This is a genomic window from Desulfocastanea catecholica, from assembly GCF_054657295.1.
This window is the reverse complement of sequence record NZ_BAAHYZ010000007.1, coordinates 165,471-183,551: the sequence shown is the minus strand read 5'-3', so window position 1 is coordinate 183,551 and position 18,081 is coordinate 165,471. Positions and strand designations below refer to the sequence as shown.

Below are 18,081 nucleotides of genomic sequence, written 5' to 3'. Positions count from 1 at the left end.
TGATCTGTTCTTGAGTGAGGTATCATGTCTATTACCCTAAGACAATTGGAAATATTTATAGCTGTGGCGGAAACGGCGCAGGTCACTAAGGCCAGCAAAAAGCTGTTTGTGACGCAATCAGCCGTCAGCATGGCCCTGGCGGAACTGGAAAACCAGTTAGGCGGATCACTGTTCGACAGGCACGGCAGAAGTCTTCTGCTTAATGCCCGGGGAAGGTTTCTCCTCCCACTGTCAAAAGATATCACCTGTCAGGTCAGCAATATTGAAACTATCATGTCGGAGCGAAACGATAAGCTTGACGGCAAGATAAATATCGTAGCCAGTACGACTCTTGGTAATTATATCCTGCCTTATCTTATCGGGGCATTCAAGAAAGTTCATCCCAATGTACATGTCAATTTGCTGGTGTACAATACGAGATATGCTGAAAAGCTGGTTTTTGACAAAGAGATGGATGTCGGATTTGTCGAAGGGCCACTCACCGGAAGAGAAGAAATCCAGTGGCGTCCATGGTTTGAAGATGAGTTAGTCGTTCTCTGCGGGCCGACTGACCCGCTGGCGCATAACGAAATTTTTGATATTGACAATGATCTGAAGGGTAAAAAATGGATCATGCGTGAAAGTGACTCCGGTACCGCTGCAACAATCAGAGAACGTTTCGGTAAGTATATGGAAGATGTTCATATCGTGATGGAGATGGGCCATCCTGAAGCAGTGAAACGGGCGGTTGAATCCGGGGCGGGAATCACCTGTTTATCGGCTCTCAGTATTTGCCGTGAGGCGGAAAATGGATGGTTGAAAGGGTTGAAGGTTGAAGGACTCGATATGAAAAGACAGCTGAAAATTATTCAGCGAAAAGATACGGAGATCAGCGACGCCCTTGCCGAATTCCTTTCTTTCTGTGATGTCATGACCATCTGCGACGACTCGAGAATTTGTCTCTCGTCCCCCTGGAAACTGCAGTCACTTCTTGCCAGGCACTCCGCCATGAAAAAGTAGGCGCGTGAACGCTGTGTGCACTCACCTTGTCGTAGAGAAACATGGATTCTTTGTTTTCGAGCAAAAGAAGATTTGTTACCCTGTCGGTTACTGTCGTTCGTAAAACACTTCTTTGAGAAATAAGCCATGGGCGGGGGCAGTTGCCGCTGCCTTGGTTCTATCCTTTGCCTGCAAGATTTCATTAAATTCGCCGGTAGACAGGTGTTTTTGCCCCACTTCAAGAAGAGTGCCGATAAAGTTACGGATCATATTGCGTAAAAATCCATCGCCGACAAATTGAAAGGTAAGCTGGGAAGGTGCTGCCTCGATGAGGTCGGCACGGTAAATTGTTCGCACTGCACCACGCCCGGAAAGATTACTTTTATCCCTCGAGCCACTATTTTCAAACGAAGAAAAATCATGGGTGCCTTGAAGAAGTTGCAGGCACTCCTTTATCGCCGATACATGCAGCTGGCGAACGACATGCACGCTGTAGAGCCGCAGATGCGGCGGCTGGATTTTGCCGGTATATATGTTGTAGTGGTAACATTTACCGGTGGCGGAAAAGCGGGCATGGAAGGCAAGGTCCACCTCATCGACGGCGAAAATGCGAATGGCTCCCGGGAGCATTGAATTCATGCCACGCATAAAATCATGACAGGTAATAGCCGAGCCGGTGGTAAAATGGGCAACCATTCCTTCCGCATGGACCCCGGCATCCGTTCGGCCGGCACCATGCAGATCTATCTTTTCCCTGGTCATCAGGGTGAGACAATCCTCAATTTCACCCTGAATGGTACATTCGTTCCTCTGGCGCTGCCACCCGCTGAATGATGTGCCGTCATAGCTGATAAGCAGTTTGATTTTGCGAAGATCAACAGTCATATGCAAAAAATGAACAACGATTCTATGCTGTTTATGGAAAGAGTGGAACGCTTGTCAGTCCTGTGGTTTCGGCAAATCCATGCATGACGTTCATGTTCTGTACCGCCTGGCCCGAAGCACCTTTGACGATGTTGTCGATGGCCGACATAACGATTATTCTGTTGGTCGTCTGGTCAATTTTGTAGGAGATATCGCAGAAGTTGGAACCTCGGACATATTGCGTGGCCGGGAATGTATCTTCCTGCAGCAAACGGACAAAGGGCTCGTTCTGGTATTGATTGCGGTACAGAGCATCAATTTTTTGCCGATCAAAGCCAGGGACGAGTGAGGCGTAGATGGTGCTCAAGATGCCTCGGGACAGCGGGAGTAGGTGCGGGGTAAAAGAGATATGCACCTTGGCCCCGGCAAGGACAGTCAACTCCTGTTCGATCTCCGGGGTGTGGCGATGGGCTCTGCCGACCTTGTAAGGTCTGAATCCGTCATGCACCTCACAGAACAGTGATCCGACCTGGGCGCCTCGTCCTGCGCCGGAGGTGCCTGATTTAGAATCGGCGATTATCGTTTGCGCTTCTATAGCCCCAGCCTTCAACAGCGGCGCCAGTCCAAGGATGATCGATGTCGGATAGCAGCCCGGGTTGGCCACCAGCCGGCAGGTGGATATATCATGGCGATAGAGTTCGGGGAGGCCATAGACAGCCTCGGCCAGGAACTGGCTTGAGGAGTGCGGCTGATACCACTCTTCATATATCGAAACATCTCGAAGGCGAAAATCGGCCGACAGATCGACGACCTTTTTGCCGGCAGCAAGCAGATGCGGCACCAGATCCATCGCCGTTTTATGCGGCACGGCGGTGAAAAAGAAGTCAGCTTTGTCACACAGTTCGGCAACCGAGAGGTTTTCGCAGATAATATCGACCCTTCCCCGCAGGCTGGGGAAGACTTCAGAGAGCGGTTGACCGGCATGCTGTCGTGAGGTTGCCGCAGTAATCCGAACTTCAGGGTGGTTACAGAGTATTCTGGCCAGTTCGGCGCCGGTATATCCCGAAGCACCGATAATTCCAACACTAATCATGGTAGGTAAACTCCCCGATGAAAGATTTGTTTATGTCTCTGTTGCTGCCGTTAGCACGCTCCAGCGTGATAACCATGACAAAAAAAGGGGAACGACAGCCACCTGTCATTCCCCTTCAAAAAACTCACAACACCGTCGCCGCAGTTTCCTGCCGCACAACGATTGTTCAAGCTTAAAAACGTTTGTAGATAAATCTTAACGTTTAGAAAACTGGAACTTGGCGCGGGCGCCTTTCTGGCCGTATTTTTTCCGCTCTTTTTCACGCGGATCACGAGTAAGCAGGCCCGACTGTTTTAATTGCAGTCTGATCTCCGGGTTGGTCTCAAGCAGCGCTTTGGAGATGCCATGGGATAAGGCGTCGACCTGAGCAGATTTGCCGCCGCCGCGGAGGGTGGCAATGACATCATACTGGTCGAGGGTTTCGGTGACTTTGAAAGGTTTGATGATACGCTGGCTTTTGAAAATCTGGCCAAAATAAGCATCCGCTTCCAGCTTATTGACTATTATTTTACCTGTACCAGGAGTAAGCCATACTCTGGCAACAGCAGTCTTTCTTTTTCCTGTGGCATAAAAGCGATCCTGAGCCATCTGTCTATTCTCCTAGATTAAATATCAAATGCAGTAGGTTGCTGAGCTGCATGGGGATGATTTTGACCTGCGTATACCTTCAGCTTTTTCAGTTGTGCTCGTCCAAGCTTATTCCTTGGCAACATACCTCTGACAGCTTTAATGATAAGGTCAGTCGGATGTTTTTCTAAAAGCTCTTTTGCAGAAGCCTCTTTGATTCCGCCCATGTACCCGGTGTGGCGATAGTATTTCTTGTCGTCCATTTTATTGCCGGTGAGGTGGACTTTCTCAGCGTTGGTAACGACTACAAAATCACCATTGTCAATAAAAGAGGAAAAAGTTGGTTTATTTTTACCTCGCAACCGGGTAGCGATTTCTGATGCCAGACGACCCAGAACCTTGTTCTCTGCGTCGACAACGTACCATTTTTTCTCGATCTCGTTGACTGGGGCAAGATAGGTTTTCATTATATCCCTCAAATGGTCGATCATTTAATAAAAAAAGGTCCGAACAGTGTCGAACCTTTTGTACATTATAGTGGAGCGGGAAACGAGATTCGAACTCGCGACGTCAACCTTGGCAAGGTTGCACTCTACCACTGAGTTATTCCCGCTCGTTTAGTTTTTTCGTGTCAAAACTGCGGTGTATTTACAAGGTTTGAAACTGAGTGTCAATTAAAAAATCAATTGAGCTGAGCTGTGCATTGTAATAATTTTCTTCTCGAAAGTCACGAAAAATAGAGATCGAATTCTTGCGATAGAGTATACTCATTACATTAATTACAGCTTATGTTTATGGATTTATTGTAAATAAACTTCTGTTTGGATAGGATAGAAAGAGGTATTTATCTTCTGCACTTTATAATTATGACAGAGAGCACGAAAGAGAGCACTATGGAAAGAAAGAGTTCTGTTGCCAGAAAAACAGCGGAAACGGATATTGAGCTGTACTTGAATCTCGACGGCAGCGGCAAAAATCAAATTAAAACCGGAGTGCCTTTTTTAGATCATATGCTCACGCTCTTTTGCGTACATGGCTTTTTTGATCTATCCGTCCTGGCCGAAGGGGATACCGAGGTAGACGATCATCACACGGTTGAAGACATTGGTATCTGTCTTGGTCAGGCGATAACCTCGGCCCTGGCGGATAAAGGCGGCATCGCCAGATACGGCAGCAGTTATCTGCCTATGGATGAAAGCCTCGTGCGCGTAGTTGTCGATATTTCCAATCGCCCCTTTCTCCACTATGATGCCGTGGTCACTGAACAAAAACTCGGAACCTTCGATACCGCCCTGGCCAAGGAATTCTTTCGTGCCGTGTGTCAACATGGAGGCCTCACCCTGCATATCGATCTTCTGCATGGTGAAAACGGTCATCATATAATTGAGGCCATATTTAAGGGTTTTGGTCGGGCAATGCATATCGCGACAACAGGTCTGGAAATTCAAGGCGCACTGTCTTCTAAAGGATGTCTGTAACACGGGCTGAAATAATACGGGCTAAAAACCACTTTTTTCAATAAACTCTTTTCTTAAAACAATAGGTGATTTCGTGGGAAAAATATCCAGTTTGTGTTTCTTTTATGGTTGTGCCGTTGTCCTGCTTTCATCGTGTTCGCAACTTTCCGACAGCAGTGGAATTGATCAGGTGCAAGTACCAATTGAGCCGCTCTCCTGTATCGCCGTATTGCCGGCGGGCACTTCAGCTTCAGCCGGTAATGATGAAACCATTGATTATGCGGAGGCACAAGCGCTTGAAGAAGGAGCCGCCTACGCCACCGATGTTATGCGGCTGGAGTTGAAAGAAAATCCACGGGTGCGTCTGCTGAACGCCAATCAGGTTGCAACCCTTGTGCCGGAGCTTGCCGGTGGTATGACAGGCACGGTTGCTGCGATCGGAAAAAAATTGAACTGTGACGGCGTGTTACTGACAACTGTTCGCCGTTATCAGCAGCGCCAGGGAACGGAGTATGCTGCCGATGCACCGGCGGTCGTGGATTTTTCCATGGTGTTGCGGCATTCCGGTACCGGTAATGTTTTGTGGTCAACTGATTTTCGGGAAGAGCAGCAATCCCTTCTCAGTAATCTCTTCACTTTTAGTAAAGCGAAGACCAGAGGCTTTAAATGGGTCAGTGTCGAACAGCTTATGGAACAGGGAATGAAACAGCGGCTGGACGAATGCCCCTATCTGCACGAGTAGATCGGTTTTACATCGTGGTATATCCCCGGTAAACGAGAAAGTTACCCCGTGGCATCATGAACCCAGATGCCACGGGTGTTGTCTTACCTGCTTTTCTTCCCCTTTTTTAACAGCATTCCATCTTGACGTTTCTAATGAAGAATGAGTACAGACTTCCTGCCGCGCTCAATCGAAAAATCGGCAAGGCGATGCATGATTTTTCCATGTTTTCCGAGGGCGACCGCGTCCTGATTGGTGTTTCCGGTGGGGTCGATAGTTTGACTCTTGCTTTTATCCTGGCAATGTGGCAAAAAAAGGCGCCGATACATTTTGATCTTACGGCAATATATATCGATCATGGCTTTTCGCGGAGACTAACGGGCGCTGTTGATCCCGGTGCATCCATCGGCAGACAGCTGCAGGGAATTTCACTGGATTTTGAGATCACCGAAGAATGGTCGATTGACGAAGCGGACAGAACATGTTTTCTCTGCGCAAGAAATAGACGCAGTCAGCTCTTCGATCTTGCCCGCGAGAGAGGGTACAATAAGATCGCCCTTGGTCACCATAAAGACGATCTCATAGAGACCTTTATGCTGAATGCTCTCTACAGCGGTAACATCTCCACCATGGTGCCCAGGCAGAATTTATTTGCCGGTACCCTTTCCATTGTACGACCGATGGCATATCTTGAAAAAGATGAGGTCTGCGCAATTGCCGCAGGATTGCAGCTTGAAGCGGTCAAAAATCTCTGTCCACTGTCAAGTGACACAAGACGAGAAAAGGTGCGCAGCCTGCTGCATACACTCTACCAGGATGAACCGGCTGTGAAAAACTCACTGTTTGCAGCCCTGTCCAATGTACGAAAAGATTATTTACTATGAAGACCCATGCCGATTGTCTGCCCTGTCTCATGCGACAGACGCTCCAGGTTGCCCGCATCACCAACTGCACAGATCAGCAGCAGCTCGACATCCTCCAGGCCGTCTCCGCCGTCATTGCCGAAATGGATGTGACAAAAAGCCCGCCGGCCAATGCCCGTCCGATTTACCAAAAAATTGCCGAAATAAGCGGTTGTGAAGATCCTTATTACCAAAAAAAGTCGGCCAGCAATGTACAGGCCCTGAAGGTTGTCCCCGGACTGCGCCAGGAGATACGGGGCACCGATGAGGAGTTGTCCTCGGCGGTACGTTTTGCCATCGCCGGGAACATTATCGACTACGGCGCCCTGGAGACTTTTGATGTTGCCGCGGCTCTGGAGCGCAGCCGCACGTCGAGGCCGGCGGTGGATCACCTGCCGCAACTCCACGACGCAATCCATCGGCTGCCGGAAGGGAGTTCCATACTCTATCTTACAGACAACTGCGGGGAAATAGTCTATGATTCGCTGCTCGTTGAGTATTTACACCGGCGCGGTTTTGCTCTGACCATCGCTGTAAAAAGCGGCCCGATAATAAACGATGCCCTGATCGATGATGCCCTGGTCGCCGGCCTGGACAAATATGGCCGGATTATCGCCAACGGGGGCAGGTCTCCGGGAACGGAGTTAGAGGAATGTTCCGAGCAGTTTGTCCAGCTTTTTCATGCGGCGGATCTGGTGATTGCCAAAGGTCAGGGAAATTTTGAGAGTTTGTCCGAGGTGGATCGGGATGTTTTTTTTCTTCTGACCATCAAGTGTGCAGCCGCGGCGCAGTATATGGCTGCGCTCTGCGGCATGCCTGCCGACCGGTTGCCTGGCAAAGGAGAAATGGCGGTCTACTATTCGGGAAAAAAATTGTAGAGGCGGATATGATGAAAACACGTATTAAAACCATTTTGCAGGAAAAGCCGGTTGGACAGCCGGTTTCGATAGCCGGGTGGGTGCGCACCAAGAGAGATACCGGCAGCTTTTCCTTCGTTGAGATAAATGACGGTTCCTGTCTGGCCAACCTGCAGATCATCGCCGATGAAAAGTTGCAAAACTATCTTTCGGATATCAAACAGCTATCGACCGGATCGAGTGTCATGGTCGAAGGGACTCTGCAGGCATCACCGGCCATAGGGCAGGATGTGGAAGTACATGCCACCAGGTTCACAGTGATCGGCAAGGCCGATCCCGAGACCTATCCCCTGCAGAAAAAACGCCACTCCTTTGAGTTCCTGCGGGAACTCTCTCATCTGCGACCAAGAACCAACGCCCTTGGCGCCGTCGGTCGAGTCCGCTCGCGGCTGTCCTATGCGGTGCATCAGTTTTTTCAGGACCGAGGATTTGTGCAGATTCATACCCCGATCATCACCACCAGCGACTGCGAAGGCGCCGGCGAAATGTTTCAGGTAACAACAGGCCAGGAAAAAACCAAAGCGGAACACTTCTTTGGCCGACCGGCGGGACTTACCGTCAGCGGTCAGCTGCAGGCCGAGGTGTATGCGCTTGCCCTTGGTGATGTCTATACCTTTGGCCCGACATTCAGGGCGGAAAATTCCAACACCTCCCGCCATCTGTCGGAATTCTGGATGATCGAACCGGAAATGGCCTTTTGTGATCTGCAGGGCAATATGGCACTTGGCACGGAGATAATCAAATATCTGTTACAGGATGCCCTGACTCACTGCCCTGAGGATATGCAGCTTTTCGACAAGTTTATCGAAAAGGGGCTTGTGCAGAAGCTTGAAAACATCGTGCAGAAAGAGTTCGTGCACATCAGCTACACCGAAGCGGTAGAGCGGCTTAAATATGCGCCGAAAAAATTCGACTATCCGGTCAAATGGGGCCTTGATCTGCAGTCGGAGCATGAGCGGTATCTTTCGGAAGAGGTTTTTCAGTGCCCGATAATCGTCACCGACTATCCGGCGTCGATCAAGCCCTTTTATATGCGGGTCAACGATGATCGGAAAACGGTGGCGGCGATGGATATCCTCGTTCCGGGGATTGGCGAGATTATCGGCGGCAGTCAGCGTGAAGAACGATACGACGTCCTGGAGGCGCGGATGATTGAGGCGGGGATTGATCCGGTCGACTACACCTGGTATCTCGATCTTCGCCGGTACGGCTCGGCACCGCATTCGGGATTTGGTCTTGGCTTTGAACGGCTGGTGCAGCTCGTAACCGGTATGGCCAATATCCGCGAAGTTATTGCCTTTCCGAGGACACCGGGCTCCGCGCCCTGTTGATAGGCTTGGTCATGATTGGTTATTTAGCGGAGGAAGGCTGTTGAGCAAGGGTCCCGGGGTACAAAAAATGTTTGATGCCATCGCCGGTCGGTATGATCTGATGAACCGGGTGATGACCATGGGGCAGGATCAAAAGTGGCGCAGGTTTGTCGTCAAAATGGCCGGCGATCCAGGTGATGGCTTGACCCTTGATCTGGCCACCGGAACCGGAGATATCGGCGCCCTGATGATCGACACCCACCCGCGGGCGAGGGTTGTCGGCGGGGATTTCTCGCTGAATATGCTGAAGGAGGCGAAAAACCGTTTTGCCGAAAAGCCGATCCACTGGCAGGCCTGCGACGCCAACATGCTGCCTTTTGCTGATGACACGTTCGAGTCGGTGACCTTTGGTTATCTGCTCAGAAATGTCGACGACGCCCTGCGGGTGTTGCGGGAAGTACGCCGAGTACTCCGACCCGGCGGCATGGTGGTCTGTCTTGATACAACCCCCCCGACCAAAAACCTCTTCTATCCCTTTGTGCGACTGTATTTCCGCTATGGTATCCCTTTTCTGGGCAGGTTTATTGCCGATGATGAAGCAGCGTATGCGTACCTGACCGGGTCAACGATGGATTTCTATACTGCACCGCAATTGGCTGACCTGTTTAGAGACGCAGGGTTTATCAATGTCGGCTATGAAAAATTTATGCTTGGTACCATTGGGGTACATTGGGGAGAAAAATTAAATAAGGCGATGAAATGACCAATACCCTGAAAAAGAAACGACACATCATTGAGAAAAAATATCATCAGATAATCAATGACCTGCTGCATTGATGAGTACCTTACAGATTGTTTTCTTGTTTTTTTACAAGAAACAATCTGTCCCAAGGAACTTTTCCCGGCCTATTTTCCGTTTACCGTGGTCAGCATACTTTCTCCAGCTCCTCAAGCGTTCTGCAATAATCGATGGTCGAGCCGTTCTTTTCCATCCGGTTCGGTCGATCCGCATGGCGGGCATAGCCGGTCAGTGTCAGCCCGAGACTTCCGGATGGATCAAAGATGACGATATTTTTTATCCGCTGGGTGGTGGTCAGATCGACAAGGATATCCGCCAGACTGCCACCTTCCTTGTTGCTGATTGTATCCAGACGAATAAAAGCCGGGTTGAATTTCTCGCTGGTCAGCCGTTTGAGTTCTTCCCCCCAGGCTGCCTCGGTTTCCTTGCTGCAGATGATTGCCGCTGCCTCGGAAATCGTCCCCTCTATGTCGATACTCTCGCCGACCTCGATGGGGCCGCCTTCTATAACCACGCCAAAAATTCCTTCTCTCGGCATGACGCAATCGCCGGCCTGATGGTAAATGGCGCAACGGGTATGGCAGATTTTGCCAAGCTGAGAGATGATCAGCTTCGTTTTGCCGATAGTCAAATGGCTGCCGACCCTGAGGCTGGTCAAATCGTGACCTTCGGTAGTGATGTTTTCGGCAAAATTGCCGGCGACCACGTCAAGCCCCTTGGCGCGCATGGTCTCGATACTCTCCTGCGCGAGAAAACTGACCTGGCGGTGCCACTTGCCCCCATGCGCATCGCCTTCCAGGCCGAACTCGGCGATGAGGTTGGTGGATGGAATGTTTTTCTTGCGTATACCTTTGCGGTCACTGATGGATATTGCGTTAATTTTGAACATTGTCATGCTCCGATATGATTGGTGGGTACTGTTATTTATGTAAAAATGTACTACATTGTGTCCTTTTGCACCAGTATGAATTGCATAATGCAACATTATATTTGCTGTCGTGATAATTCTGTAATTTTTTTGGTGGATTATTACACCGGTGATTATAATGATCTCCCTGTCGTTGAGTCGTCAACAGCGGTTGCTGTAAACTTCCTCGAGAAAAACTGGAAAAGAATTGGAATTACAAATGGATATTGATACACTTATTTTAATTGGGTTGCTTGCTGCAGCATTGTTCTGGTGGGTAACAATTCATGTCAATGCAGAAAGACAACTGAAAACAATGGAACAAAAACGCACTGGATGAACTGGAACGTGCGGAAAAAGTCAGACGCTTAACCAGAAAATTGTAATAGTACCAGACACGGCAGGCGCAGGCAGCAGATCTGGATTACCTAGAGTAAGGTCTTCTGATATCGCCGGGGATTTCTGAACAAGAGTAAGAGCAACCATGTGCATTTAACAATCGGCACTCAGGGTATCTCCAACAGCGACATGCAAGGCAGAAGGGGGAAAAATGAAAAAAGTAGAATACAGAGAACAGGCGTTGAAGATCCTTCCTTGGGTCTGTGCCAATTGCGGCCGGGATTTCACCGGGAAAAAATTACGCGAGTTGACGGTGCATCACAAGGATCATAATTACAGAAACAATCCGCCCGATGGCAGCAACTGGGAGCTGCTGTGCATCTATTGCCACGATAACGAGCACTCCCGCCTCATTGACGCCGAATGGCTGCCGACGGAAAATTCGGACAACGAGAAATCGGCCACGGTGACGCACACGCCTTTTGCGGCGCTGAAAAATCTGCTGCGTAAGCCTGATTCAGAGTAAGGTGAGGCGAGGCTCCCGCTGCGCCGGAATCACCGGCACAGGCGGGCGTTGGGCTTGTCAAACACTTCGACATCTTTCAGGTACAGGGTTTCCTTTCTGATACGGCTTGATTTCTCCCTGGCCGTCCGCACACTGTTTTCCGGGATGTGGTTTTTCCGGTACCAGGCGTCCGGGTCCCGGGAAAACTCCAGCAGCTCAAGGAGCGCATCATCACCATTCCGGCAGGGTTTCACCAGGTTGGGGATAAACAGGGGGCCATAGCTGTTGTTGGCAATGGCGGTAATTTGAGCCTGCATGTCCGCCCAGAGGTTGTCTGGGTCGAGTAATATAACCGGTGCCAGGGGATTTTCATGAAGTTTCATCGAGGTGATGGTGATCGACAGCTCCTCGGCGCTGCCGTAGCCGCCGGTGTTGACGATGGGCAGGTTGCTCAGCTTCTGGAGATGATCCTGGCGGGCGAGACGCAACCCCTCCTGGTATTTGATCAAACCGTCGCAGGTGGTTAAAGAGAGCTGGCGTTCCCCCTCGAGATCAATGGCAATGCCGACACTCATTATATTGTGCTGTCTTGCGAGATCATTGGCTTCCTTCATCAGTCCCGGTCCACCGCCATGGACGATGCCCATTTCACTGCCGAATTTCAGAGCAAGCTTGTTGATCAGATCAATGGTCAGCTGGTTGTCCGCCTCCTTGGTGTGCGAGCCGTAAAAGGCAAACCAGTAGCGCACCACATCGAAACGTTCCCGGTCATCCGGTTCAATGAAGCAGCCATGATAAAAGGTGTAGAGCTTGTCGGTCTCGGCATCGTAGCGCAGGAATTCGCAATCCGAGGCAACGGCGTGGGTCAGCCTGATCATCTTTTTCACATAATCATCGGCAAAGGACGGGTTATCGGTGTTGATGAGGAAGGTGCGCACGCCGCTGATGCGTAAGGCATCGATGACTTCCGGGGACGGAAAGGCGTCGCTGATGAACACCCGGCTGTTTATCCCCCCGAGAACGGAGAGTTTCTCCAGGGTTTTGGTAAATTCGCCATTACCGGCTTTTACCAGGCTTTGTCTGGGTTTGCGCACCGTGCTTTCCAGGACGGCGTTTTTGATGATTTCCAGCTGCGCCTGGCCATGGGGGTCGATGGCCAGGGCGATCTGAATGAAATTATTCTTGTTCAGAATCATGCCCAGCGAGGCATCGTCAACAAATTGAAAGAGGTTGCTCACCTCGGAATTGGTCAAAAGATCAAAGAGCCGGTAGCCGTCCTTGACCTTGTTTTTAATGAGCGGGACGGTCAGGGGATTTTTCGCCCGGAAAAATCGAATTCTTATTTGAATACGGCTGAGCGGCACCGCTGTCTTGCCAAAATGATAGAGTTCCACCTGGCGGTCGCGGAAGGTTCGGAACGGATCGAGTACCCGGGCGGGCAGATGGACGATGCCCTGGCCTTCCGGCAGGGTTACCGCATCGATAATGCCGTAAATATCGCCAAGAGATATCTTGATAGCCCCGATAAACAGATCACCCGGTTTGAGCATCGCCTGGTCGAGCACCAGGGAGGTCCTGGAGCGGATTTTCGCCAGGCCGAGGCGGCCCTTGTTGATGACGTTGTTGACGCTTGAGTCGTTGAGTGCGCCCGGCTCAAAGCAATACTGATAAGGCTCCAGCTCCACCAGGATATAGTCGCTGTCCTTGCCGGTGAGCGGATCGGTCTCCTGCTGTATTTCAAAGCCGTCATAGTGGCCTTGGTCGTTTTCCCTGCCGACAAAGAGCCTTTTGTGCAGATAATGGCGGACATCGTGGATCCTCAGCTCGGGATCCATGATAACCAGCCTGCCGATCTCGTCGCCGATTTTAAAAAACTTCAGGGCGTCGCCGAGCAGGGGATTGAGATTCTCCAGCTTGCCGTCAAGATGCACATCCACGCCGTCGATTACCGGCACGGTTTGCGGCGAAAGCAGATCGGTCTTGATACCGATCTGGGCATTACCGCTCCGGCCGGAAAAGATAAAAGGCTTCTCTTCCTGGATGGCCCCACGGATATAGTCCGAAAGATCGGGAAAGGAAAACCGTGCCTGCAGGATATCCGTACCGTCAATCTTGCCGGGAATGTCGCTGATGTACCCGTCCGGGCTGATGATTTGCTCTATTTTCATAAAACCATTTTAGCACACTGTCGCAAGAAATACACCAGTAGCTTTTCTGTAAATAGATAAAATGATATGATTACAGCCTCTTGCCTTTTAGTTGCCTTTGTCGAAAATTACCGTATAATACAGCTCATCCATCCAAATGTATGTTTTAGAACATGATTTAATATTTTGATTATTCAAAGAATAACGGTAAAAAATACCAGAAACGCCGTGTGTGATAACTGAGTTTGGAGACAGAGATTGCACCCAAATGACAAAAAAGATCTCAGCGAAACAGATATCTGTGATCTTGATTGGAAGGAATTTTCGTAAAAGTCAGGGCTATTTGTACAAAGCGATGTCCTGCCACCTTAAGAGAGATTATATGATTGATGAAAGCACATTGAACAAGAGCAAGGATCGCTTCAATATCATAGAAGGCACCGAAACGATGAAAGCTGTGGTGACAATCGGCAATGGTGGATACGAACAACTCGATTATCGAGATGTTCCCATACCACAACCTGCAGAAGGGGAAGTGCTTATCCAGGTATTGGCTGCAGGCGTCAACAATACCGAAATCAATACCCGTCTTGGCTGGTACTCCTCCTCGGTGAAAACCGGAACGGATACTCTCGGCAGTGATGATGAAGAGAAAACCAGGCAAAAGGCGGATGGAGGCTGGAACGAAGCAACGCCGTTTCCCTTCATCCAAGGCACCGACTGTTGTGGAAAAATTGTCGCCGTCGGCCCGGGGGGAGACGAGAGCGCCATCGGCTCGAGGATATTGATCCGTTCCTGCATACGCACAAAAGGGTGGGATAGTCTGGAAAATATCTGGATGGCTTCGGATTTCGACGGTGCCTTTGCCCAATTCGTCAGGATTGCCATGGAGGAAGTCTTTCCGGTAAACTGCGATTGGAGCGACGCTGAGCTCGGTACGATCCCCTGTGCCTATGGCACGGCGGAAAACATGATCCATCGTGCCAAAGTAAACGAGGCTGACCATGTGCTGGTTGCCGGAGCATCCGGCGGGGTCGGTTCCGCTGTTGTGCAGCTGGCAAAACGTCGGGGGGCAACGGTTACCGCCATCGCCGGCAAGGACAAGCTGGAAGCTGTTTTGGCAATAGGGGCTGACCGGGTGATTCCGCGCGGTGACGATGTGGTTGCAGCTCTCGGGGAGAAATCGGTGAATGTGGTCATTGACAACGTCGGTGGCCCGGCATTCGACGGGATGATGCGCGTCTTGAAGACGGGCGGACGCTATGCTTCTTCCGGCGCCATTGCTGGACCGCTGGTCTCACTTGACATGCGAACCTTTTATCTCAAAGATTTGTTACTTATCGGCTGTACTGCTTGGGATGAGCCGGTGTTTCCCAACCTTATTTCCTATATCGAAAAAGGTGAAATCAAACCACTGCTGGCAAAAACATTTCCTCTTGACCAAATCGCCGAGGCACAGCAGGAATTTACGGCAAAAAAACACGTTGGCAAATTTGTCCTTATTCCGCCGCCCCTTGATGCAGCACAACAGGAATTATTCGGCAGCAGAGGGGGACGCTGCATACCTGTAAAACCAGCAAACGGCAGAAAAGCAAATACTTGAGGTTGTATAAATCAATCACCTTTTTTAAAAACTTCAGGGCGTCACCGAGCAGGGGATTGAGATTCTCCAGCTTCCCGTCAAGCTGCACATCCAGGGCCGTCGATCAACGGGACGGTTTGCGTAGACAGAAGATCGGTCTTGATACCAATCTATGCATTACGTGTGAGCCAGGTTTTTATAACAGGGAGCATTCGTTATTGTGATTTCTTCTTTAAAATGAAGTCGATGACACCAGCAGGATCATCTGCGGTGGTGCCGACCTCATCTGATGAAACAGGCGAAGGGGTGCCGGACAGTGAGGCTCGATCTGGAGGAGGTGGCGAAGGCAACACGGTTTTTTTGGCTTTCAACTCCTGGAGTTGGGATTGCAGCTGTGCATTTTCACTCGCGGTTTTCTGGATATCGGATTCCAGCTTCAACTGGGTGGATCTGCTGGTTTCATTTCGTTTCTCGAGGTCGGCGATTGCCGACTGCCGGGAAATCAACTCGGCACCCATCTTATCTTTCGTGGCTCTCTCCATGGTCAGTGATTTTTCCAACTCGTCGATTTTCTGCTTGAGTCGGCTCATTGTTTTTTCCCGCTCCGCCACTGCGGTTTCGAGTTGTACAGCTCGATCTCTAAGGCTTTTCAACTCTTTTGTATGTATCGATAGATCTGCGTTCTTCTTATCAACTTCGTTGAGCTGTGTCTCAATCTCTCCCTTCTGATTGTTGATTTGAACCAGCTGTGCTTGAAGCCTGGTGTTTTCTTTTTTGAGAGTCTCCACTTCTCCTTTGAGTTGATCCTGCACCGGTCGGGCACTTCCCAGTTTGTTTTGAAGTTCGGCGATTGAGGCTTTCAGCTGCTGATTACCTTTCTCAAGTGTACCGAAACGCAATTGGAGTTCTCCAAGTCTTTTCTCGGCATCGTCTTTCTTGCCTGCCAATTCGAGGATCCGACTCTGAAGCCGGTGGATTTCAGCGGTAGCCGGCTTCGGCTTAGCCGTCTGATCGTCTTTTTGGGGGAGGATTTTGGGATCAGGTTTGGAGCTTGTGGAAACTCCACGAAATCCATCGCTTAAATATAGAAAAATGGCTGTCCCAAGGATGATAGTGAGCACAATGAGTGCCCAGTATGCCTTTTTCCGTCTCGGAATTTTTAATTCGCTGATCGCCGAAGCATTTCGGGTGAGCCCCATCGTATTTTCGGCAACTGGTTCGTTCGATACCAATTGGTTGGAAGGTCCCTGCCTCTGCGTTTCGGCTGCGGCTTCCTTATTGTCTCTTAACGGAATCAGGGTGTTTTCCGTACTTTCCCTGATCAACTCAGGCCCAATCGTTGTTCTGTCCAGGGCATAGCCGCTCAACATCGCCTGATCACAGAGGATATTTATCAAACGAGGGATTCCATCGGTTAGTCGAAATACCTCCTGCATAGCGTCAGAGGTAAATATCGGCTTCTCCGTGCCGGCAACCTTAAGGCGATGCGTGATGTAGTCGGCCGTCTCGGACTGCGTCAACGGCTGAATAATGTGGCTGAAAAAGACCCGTTGGGCCAGGGCCCGGTTTTTCTTTACCATATCCAGAAATTCGGTCTGTCCGGCAAAAATGCAGCTGACGACTTTTTGTCCCGGTGTTTCGACGTTCGAAAAGACGCGAATCTGCTCCAGCATATCCGCCGTCAATCTCTGGGCCTCATCTATGACAAGTATCACTTTCTTGGATTGAGCGCCGGCCTCCTTCACGAAGTCTTCGAACTTGGACAGAAATTCTGCTTTGTTCCTGAAAGTCTTGCCCATCTCAAAGGCATTGGCAGCGAAATTGAAAAAATCCATTTCATCCATTGCAGGATCGGTGATTTTTGCAAATCGGATGTTGCTCCCGAAATTGGCGGCTGTAGCGTTTAAAAGCGTACTTTTTCCGGTGCCCGGATCACCAATTATTACGATGAAACCCTTGCTTTCCAGGATACCATACACAAGCGCGGCATAGGCCTCCTTGTGTTTTGGACCCAACCAGAGGAACTTCGGATCCGGCCCGATTTCAAAGGGCATCAACTTCAGGTGGTAGTGATCGAGGTACATGAACACCTGCCTTTTTTAGACGGAGCTTCGCGCCGCAAGACGCTGATTTCAAGGTCTCATTCGTTATGCATTTGTTTTATTGCATCGAGGATCGGGTTGATTTCCTTTGACTTCAATCTCGACCAGGCTTCATTCGTCTTAATAGTCACCATTTTGACCTGGACGATGCCAGGCTCAGCATGGGTTTTGTCCCCTGATTCAGCCTATGAAGAGAGAAGTCGTCTCGTTCCATAAAGGTTCGAAAAAATTCGTGCCTCAAACAGTGTATTACTTGATCCAATGCTGCCAGGTTACCCTGTCATATCGGATTTTGCAATTTCTTATCGTCTGCTTTTTCCTTGACCAGACCGTACCTTCCCCCCAATAAATCCACTACAAAGCCGCGCTGGGCAATAGCGCGGAAAAATACAACGGTGCTGTCTGCCGTCGGATCGGGGTGAATAGTGCCTTGTGGGGTGTTAGAGTCTCACACTTCACCCGCATTGCCGATGCGAAAGCAGATCGCCACCGCCAGGGCGAAAAGAATATCAAGCGGCAAAAAGGTCCTCATCGACCGGTCATAGAGGATGCCGGCCTCGGCCGGGAAATCCTCATCTCCTTGCCAGAGGAGCACCGCAACGGGGATATCGGGGGTAACAATGAACCGAAAGGCGGCATCGGCCAGCTTGAGTGGAACGCCACCCAGATCCCGGCAGCATTTCTCGAATCCCACCATGTCGTTTGCGAACCGTTCGCTGATCAACTTGGTAGGAATAAGGTGTGGACCCCGGAAATAATTGTCATCGATGATGTTTGTCATGAGGTTTGCCATCGCTGTTCAAGTGGTGGAGGAGTCGTCATATACAGAAGAGAAGTGTGTTTCAAAACAAAAAAGGACTTAGAGCATAACAGCTCTAAGTCCTTGAAATT

General features: G+C 50.1%; 17 protein-coding genes and 1 tRNA gene. 9 read left to right on the top strand and 9 right to left on the bottom strand.

Annotation, left to right across the window (positions count from 1 at the left end; all coding sequences use genetic code 11):
* The first annotated feature begins 24 nt into the window (after positions 1-24).
* Positions 25-999, top strand: coding sequence for a LysR substrate-binding domain-containing protein (locus tag ACYQ8U_RS08890; protein WP_459945177.1), 975 nt, complete (start codon positions 25-27; stop codon positions 997-999).
* Positions 1,000-1,086: 87 nt separating this feature from the next.
* On the opposite strand, the gene truA is transcribed toward ACYQ8U_RS08890, so the two are convergent.
* From truA to ACYQ8U_RS08865, 5 genes are all read right to left on the bottom strand, one after another.
* Positions 1,087-1,863 (bottom strand): tRNA pseudouridine(38-40) synthase TruA, encoded by a 777-nt coding sequence (gene truA, locus ACYQ8U_RS08885; protein WP_459945176.1) that lies wholly within the window; start codon positions 1,861-1,863, stop codon positions 1,087-1,089.
* A 31-nt stretch (positions 1,864-1,894) separates the two neighbouring features.
* Positions 1,895-2,935: an N-acetyl-gamma-glutamyl-phosphate reductase gene (argC, locus tag ACYQ8U_RS08880; protein ID WP_459945175.1), complete on the bottom strand. Its 1,041-nt coding sequence runs from the start codon at positions 2,933-2,935 to the stop codon at positions 1,895-1,897.
* Positions 2,936-3,130: 195 nt separating this feature from the next.
* Positions 3,131-3,523: a 30S ribosomal protein S9 gene (gene rpsI / locus ACYQ8U_RS08875; protein WP_459945174.1), complete on the bottom strand. Its 393-nt coding sequence runs from the start codon at positions 3,521-3,523 to the stop codon at positions 3,131-3,133.
* A gap of 17 nt (positions 3,524-3,540) precedes the next feature.
* Complete coding sequence (rplM, locus tag ACYQ8U_RS08870) at positions 3,541-3,969, bottom strand: 50S ribosomal protein L13 (protein ID WP_459945173.1); 429 nt, start codon at positions 3,967-3,969, stop codon at positions 3,541-3,543.
* Positions 3,970-4,040: 71 nt separating this feature from the next.
* A tRNA-Gly gene (locus ACYQ8U_RS08865) sits at positions 4,041-4,115 on the bottom strand.
* A 280-nt stretch (positions 4,116-4,395) separates the two neighbouring features.
* On the opposite strand from ACYQ8U_RS08865, the gene hisB reads away from it, so the two are divergent.
* The 6 genes from hisB to ACYQ8U_RS08835 all read left to right on the top strand — a co-directional run bounded on the left by hisB (position 4,396) and on the right by ACYQ8U_RS08835 (position 9,572).
* Entirely contained in the window at positions 4,396-4,980 is a 585-nt protein-coding gene (gene hisB, locus ACYQ8U_RS08860; RefSeq protein WP_459945172.1) for an imidazoleglycerol-phosphate dehydratase HisB, read from the top strand.
* A gap of 169 nt (positions 4,981-5,149) precedes the next feature.
* On the top strand, positions 5,150-5,701 hold the full coding sequence (locus ACYQ8U_RS08855; protein WP_459945171.1) for a hypothetical protein: 552 nt from the start codon (positions 5,150-5,152) through the stop codon (positions 5,699-5,701).
* Positions 5,702-5,835: 134 nt separating this feature from the next.
* Positions 5,836-6,564, top strand: a complete 729-nt coding sequence (locus ACYQ8U_RS08850) for a tRNA lysidine(34) synthetase (RefSeq protein WP_459945170.1) — start codon at positions 5,836-5,838, stop codon at positions 6,562-6,564.
* Complete coding sequence (locus tag ACYQ8U_RS08845) at positions 6,561-7,460, top strand: damage-control phosphatase ARMT1 family protein (protein WP_459945169.1); 900 nt, start codon at positions 6,561-6,563, stop codon at positions 7,458-7,460. Before ACYQ8U_RS08850 ends, ACYQ8U_RS08845 begins: the two co-directional genes overlap by 4 nt.
* An 8-nt stretch (positions 7,461-7,468) precedes the next feature.
* On the top strand, positions 7,469-8,830 hold the full coding sequence (asnS, locus tag ACYQ8U_RS08840) for an asparagine--tRNA ligase (protein ID WP_459945168.1): 1,362 nt from the start codon (positions 7,469-7,471) through the stop codon (positions 8,828-8,830).
* 40 nt (positions 8,831-8,870) lie between these two features.
* Positions 8,871-9,572: a ubiquinone/menaquinone biosynthesis methyltransferase gene (locus ACYQ8U_RS08835; RefSeq protein WP_459945167.1), complete on the top strand. Its 702-nt coding sequence runs from the start codon at positions 8,871-8,873 to the stop codon at positions 9,570-9,572.
* A 163-nt stretch (positions 9,573-9,735) separates the two neighbouring features.
* Here ACYQ8U_RS08835 and ACYQ8U_RS08830 read toward each other — a convergent pair whose 3' ends face one another.
* Complete coding sequence (locus ACYQ8U_RS08830; protein ID WP_459945166.1) at positions 9,736-10,497, bottom strand: MOSC domain-containing protein; 762 nt, start codon at positions 10,495-10,497, stop codon at positions 9,736-9,738.
* Between the two features lie 568 nt (positions 10,498-11,065).
* Here ACYQ8U_RS08830 and ACYQ8U_RS08825 point away from each other — a divergent pair.
* The gene (locus tag ACYQ8U_RS08825) at positions 11,066-11,380 is read left to right on the top strand and encodes a YajD family HNH nuclease (protein ID WP_459945165.1); all 315 of its coding nucleotides are present in this window, start codon (positions 11,066-11,068) and stop codon (positions 11,378-11,380) included.
* A gap of 29 nt (positions 11,381-11,409) precedes the next feature.
* Here the strand turns inward: ACYQ8U_RS08825 and ACYQ8U_RS08820 are convergent, their stop codons facing one another.
* Positions 11,410-13,527 (bottom strand): LOG family protein, encoded by a 2,118-nt coding sequence (locus tag ACYQ8U_RS08820; protein ID WP_459945164.1) that lies wholly within the window; start codon positions 13,525-13,527, stop codon positions 11,410-11,412.
* Between the two features lie 427 nt (positions 13,528-13,954).
* Between ACYQ8U_RS08820 and ACYQ8U_RS08815 the strand changes: the two genes are divergently transcribed.
* Positions 13,955-15,109, top strand: a complete 1,155-nt coding sequence (locus ACYQ8U_RS08815) for an alcohol dehydrogenase family protein (RefSeq protein WP_459945199.1) — start codon at positions 13,955-13,957, stop codon at positions 15,107-15,109.
* A 194-nt stretch (positions 15,110-15,303) separates the two neighbouring features.
* Here ACYQ8U_RS08815 and ACYQ8U_RS08810 read toward each other — a convergent pair whose 3' ends face one another.
* Both ACYQ8U_RS08810 and ACYQ8U_RS08805 read right to left on the bottom strand, forming a co-directional pair.
* The gene (locus tag ACYQ8U_RS08810; protein ID WP_459945163.1) at positions 15,304-17,172 is read right to left on the bottom strand and encodes an ExeA family protein; all 1,869 of its coding nucleotides are present in this window, start codon (positions 17,170-17,172) and stop codon (positions 15,304-15,306) included.
* 466 nt (positions 17,173-17,638) lie between these two features.
* Positions 17,639-17,971, bottom strand: coding sequence for a DUF3786 domain-containing protein (locus ACYQ8U_RS08805; protein WP_459945162.1), 333 nt, complete (start codon positions 17,969-17,971; stop codon positions 17,639-17,641).
* Positions 17,972-18,081: the final 110 nt, after the last annotated feature.

Coding starts and splice junctions, on each gene's coding strand:
- ACYQ8U_RS08815 (WP_459945199.1), top strand. CDS start 13,955: ATGAAAGCTGTGGTGACAATCGGCAATGGTGGATACGAACAACTCGAT.
- truA (WP_459945176.1), bottom strand. CDS start 1,863: ATGACTGTTGATCTTCGCAAAATCAAACTGCTTATCAGCTATGACGGC.
- ACYQ8U_RS08825 (WP_459945165.1), top strand. CDS start 11,066: ATGAAAAAAGTAGAATACAGAGAACAGGCGTTGAAGATCCTTCCTTGG.
- rplM (WP_459945173.1), bottom strand. CDS start 3,969: ATGAAAACCTATCTTGCCCCAGTCAACGAGATCGAGAAAAAATGGTAC.
- rpsI (WP_459945174.1), bottom strand. CDS start 3,523: ATGGCTCAGGATCGCTTTTATGCCACAGGAAAAAGAAAGACTGCTGTT.
- ACYQ8U_RS08820 (WP_459945164.1), bottom strand. CDS start 13,527: ATGAAAATAGAGCAAATCATCAGCCCGGACGGGTACATCAGCGACATT.
- argC (WP_459945175.1), bottom strand. CDS start 2,935: ATGATTAGTGTTGGAATTATCGGTGCTTCGGGATATACCGGCGCCGAA.
- ACYQ8U_RS08850 (WP_459945170.1), top strand. CDS start 5,836: ATGAAGAATGAGTACAGACTTCCTGCCGCGCTCAATCGAAAAATCGGC.
- ACYQ8U_RS08830 (WP_459945166.1), bottom strand. CDS start 10,497: ATGTTCAAAATTAACGCAATATCCATCAGTGACCGCAAAGGTATACGC.
- asnS (WP_459945168.1), top strand. CDS start 7,469: ATGATGAAAACACGTATTAAAACCATTTTGCAGGAAAAGCCGGTTGGA.
- ACYQ8U_RS08810 (WP_459945163.1), bottom strand. CDS start 17,172: ATGTACCTCGATCACTACCACCTGAAGTTGATGCCCTTTGAAATCGGG.
- ACYQ8U_RS08890 (WP_459945177.1), top strand. CDS start 25: ATGTCTATTACCCTAAGACAATTGGAAATATTTATAGCTGTGGCGGAA.
- hisB (WP_459945172.1), top strand. CDS start 4,396: ATGGAAAGAAAGAGTTCTGTTGCCAGAAAAACAGCGGAAACGGATATT.
- ACYQ8U_RS08845 (WP_459945169.1), top strand. CDS start 6,561: ATGAAGACCCATGCCGATTGTCTGCCCTGTCTCATGCGACAGACGCTC.
- ACYQ8U_RS08805 (WP_459945162.1), bottom strand. CDS start 17,971: ATGACAAACATCATCGATGACAATTATTTCCGGGGTCCACACCTTATT.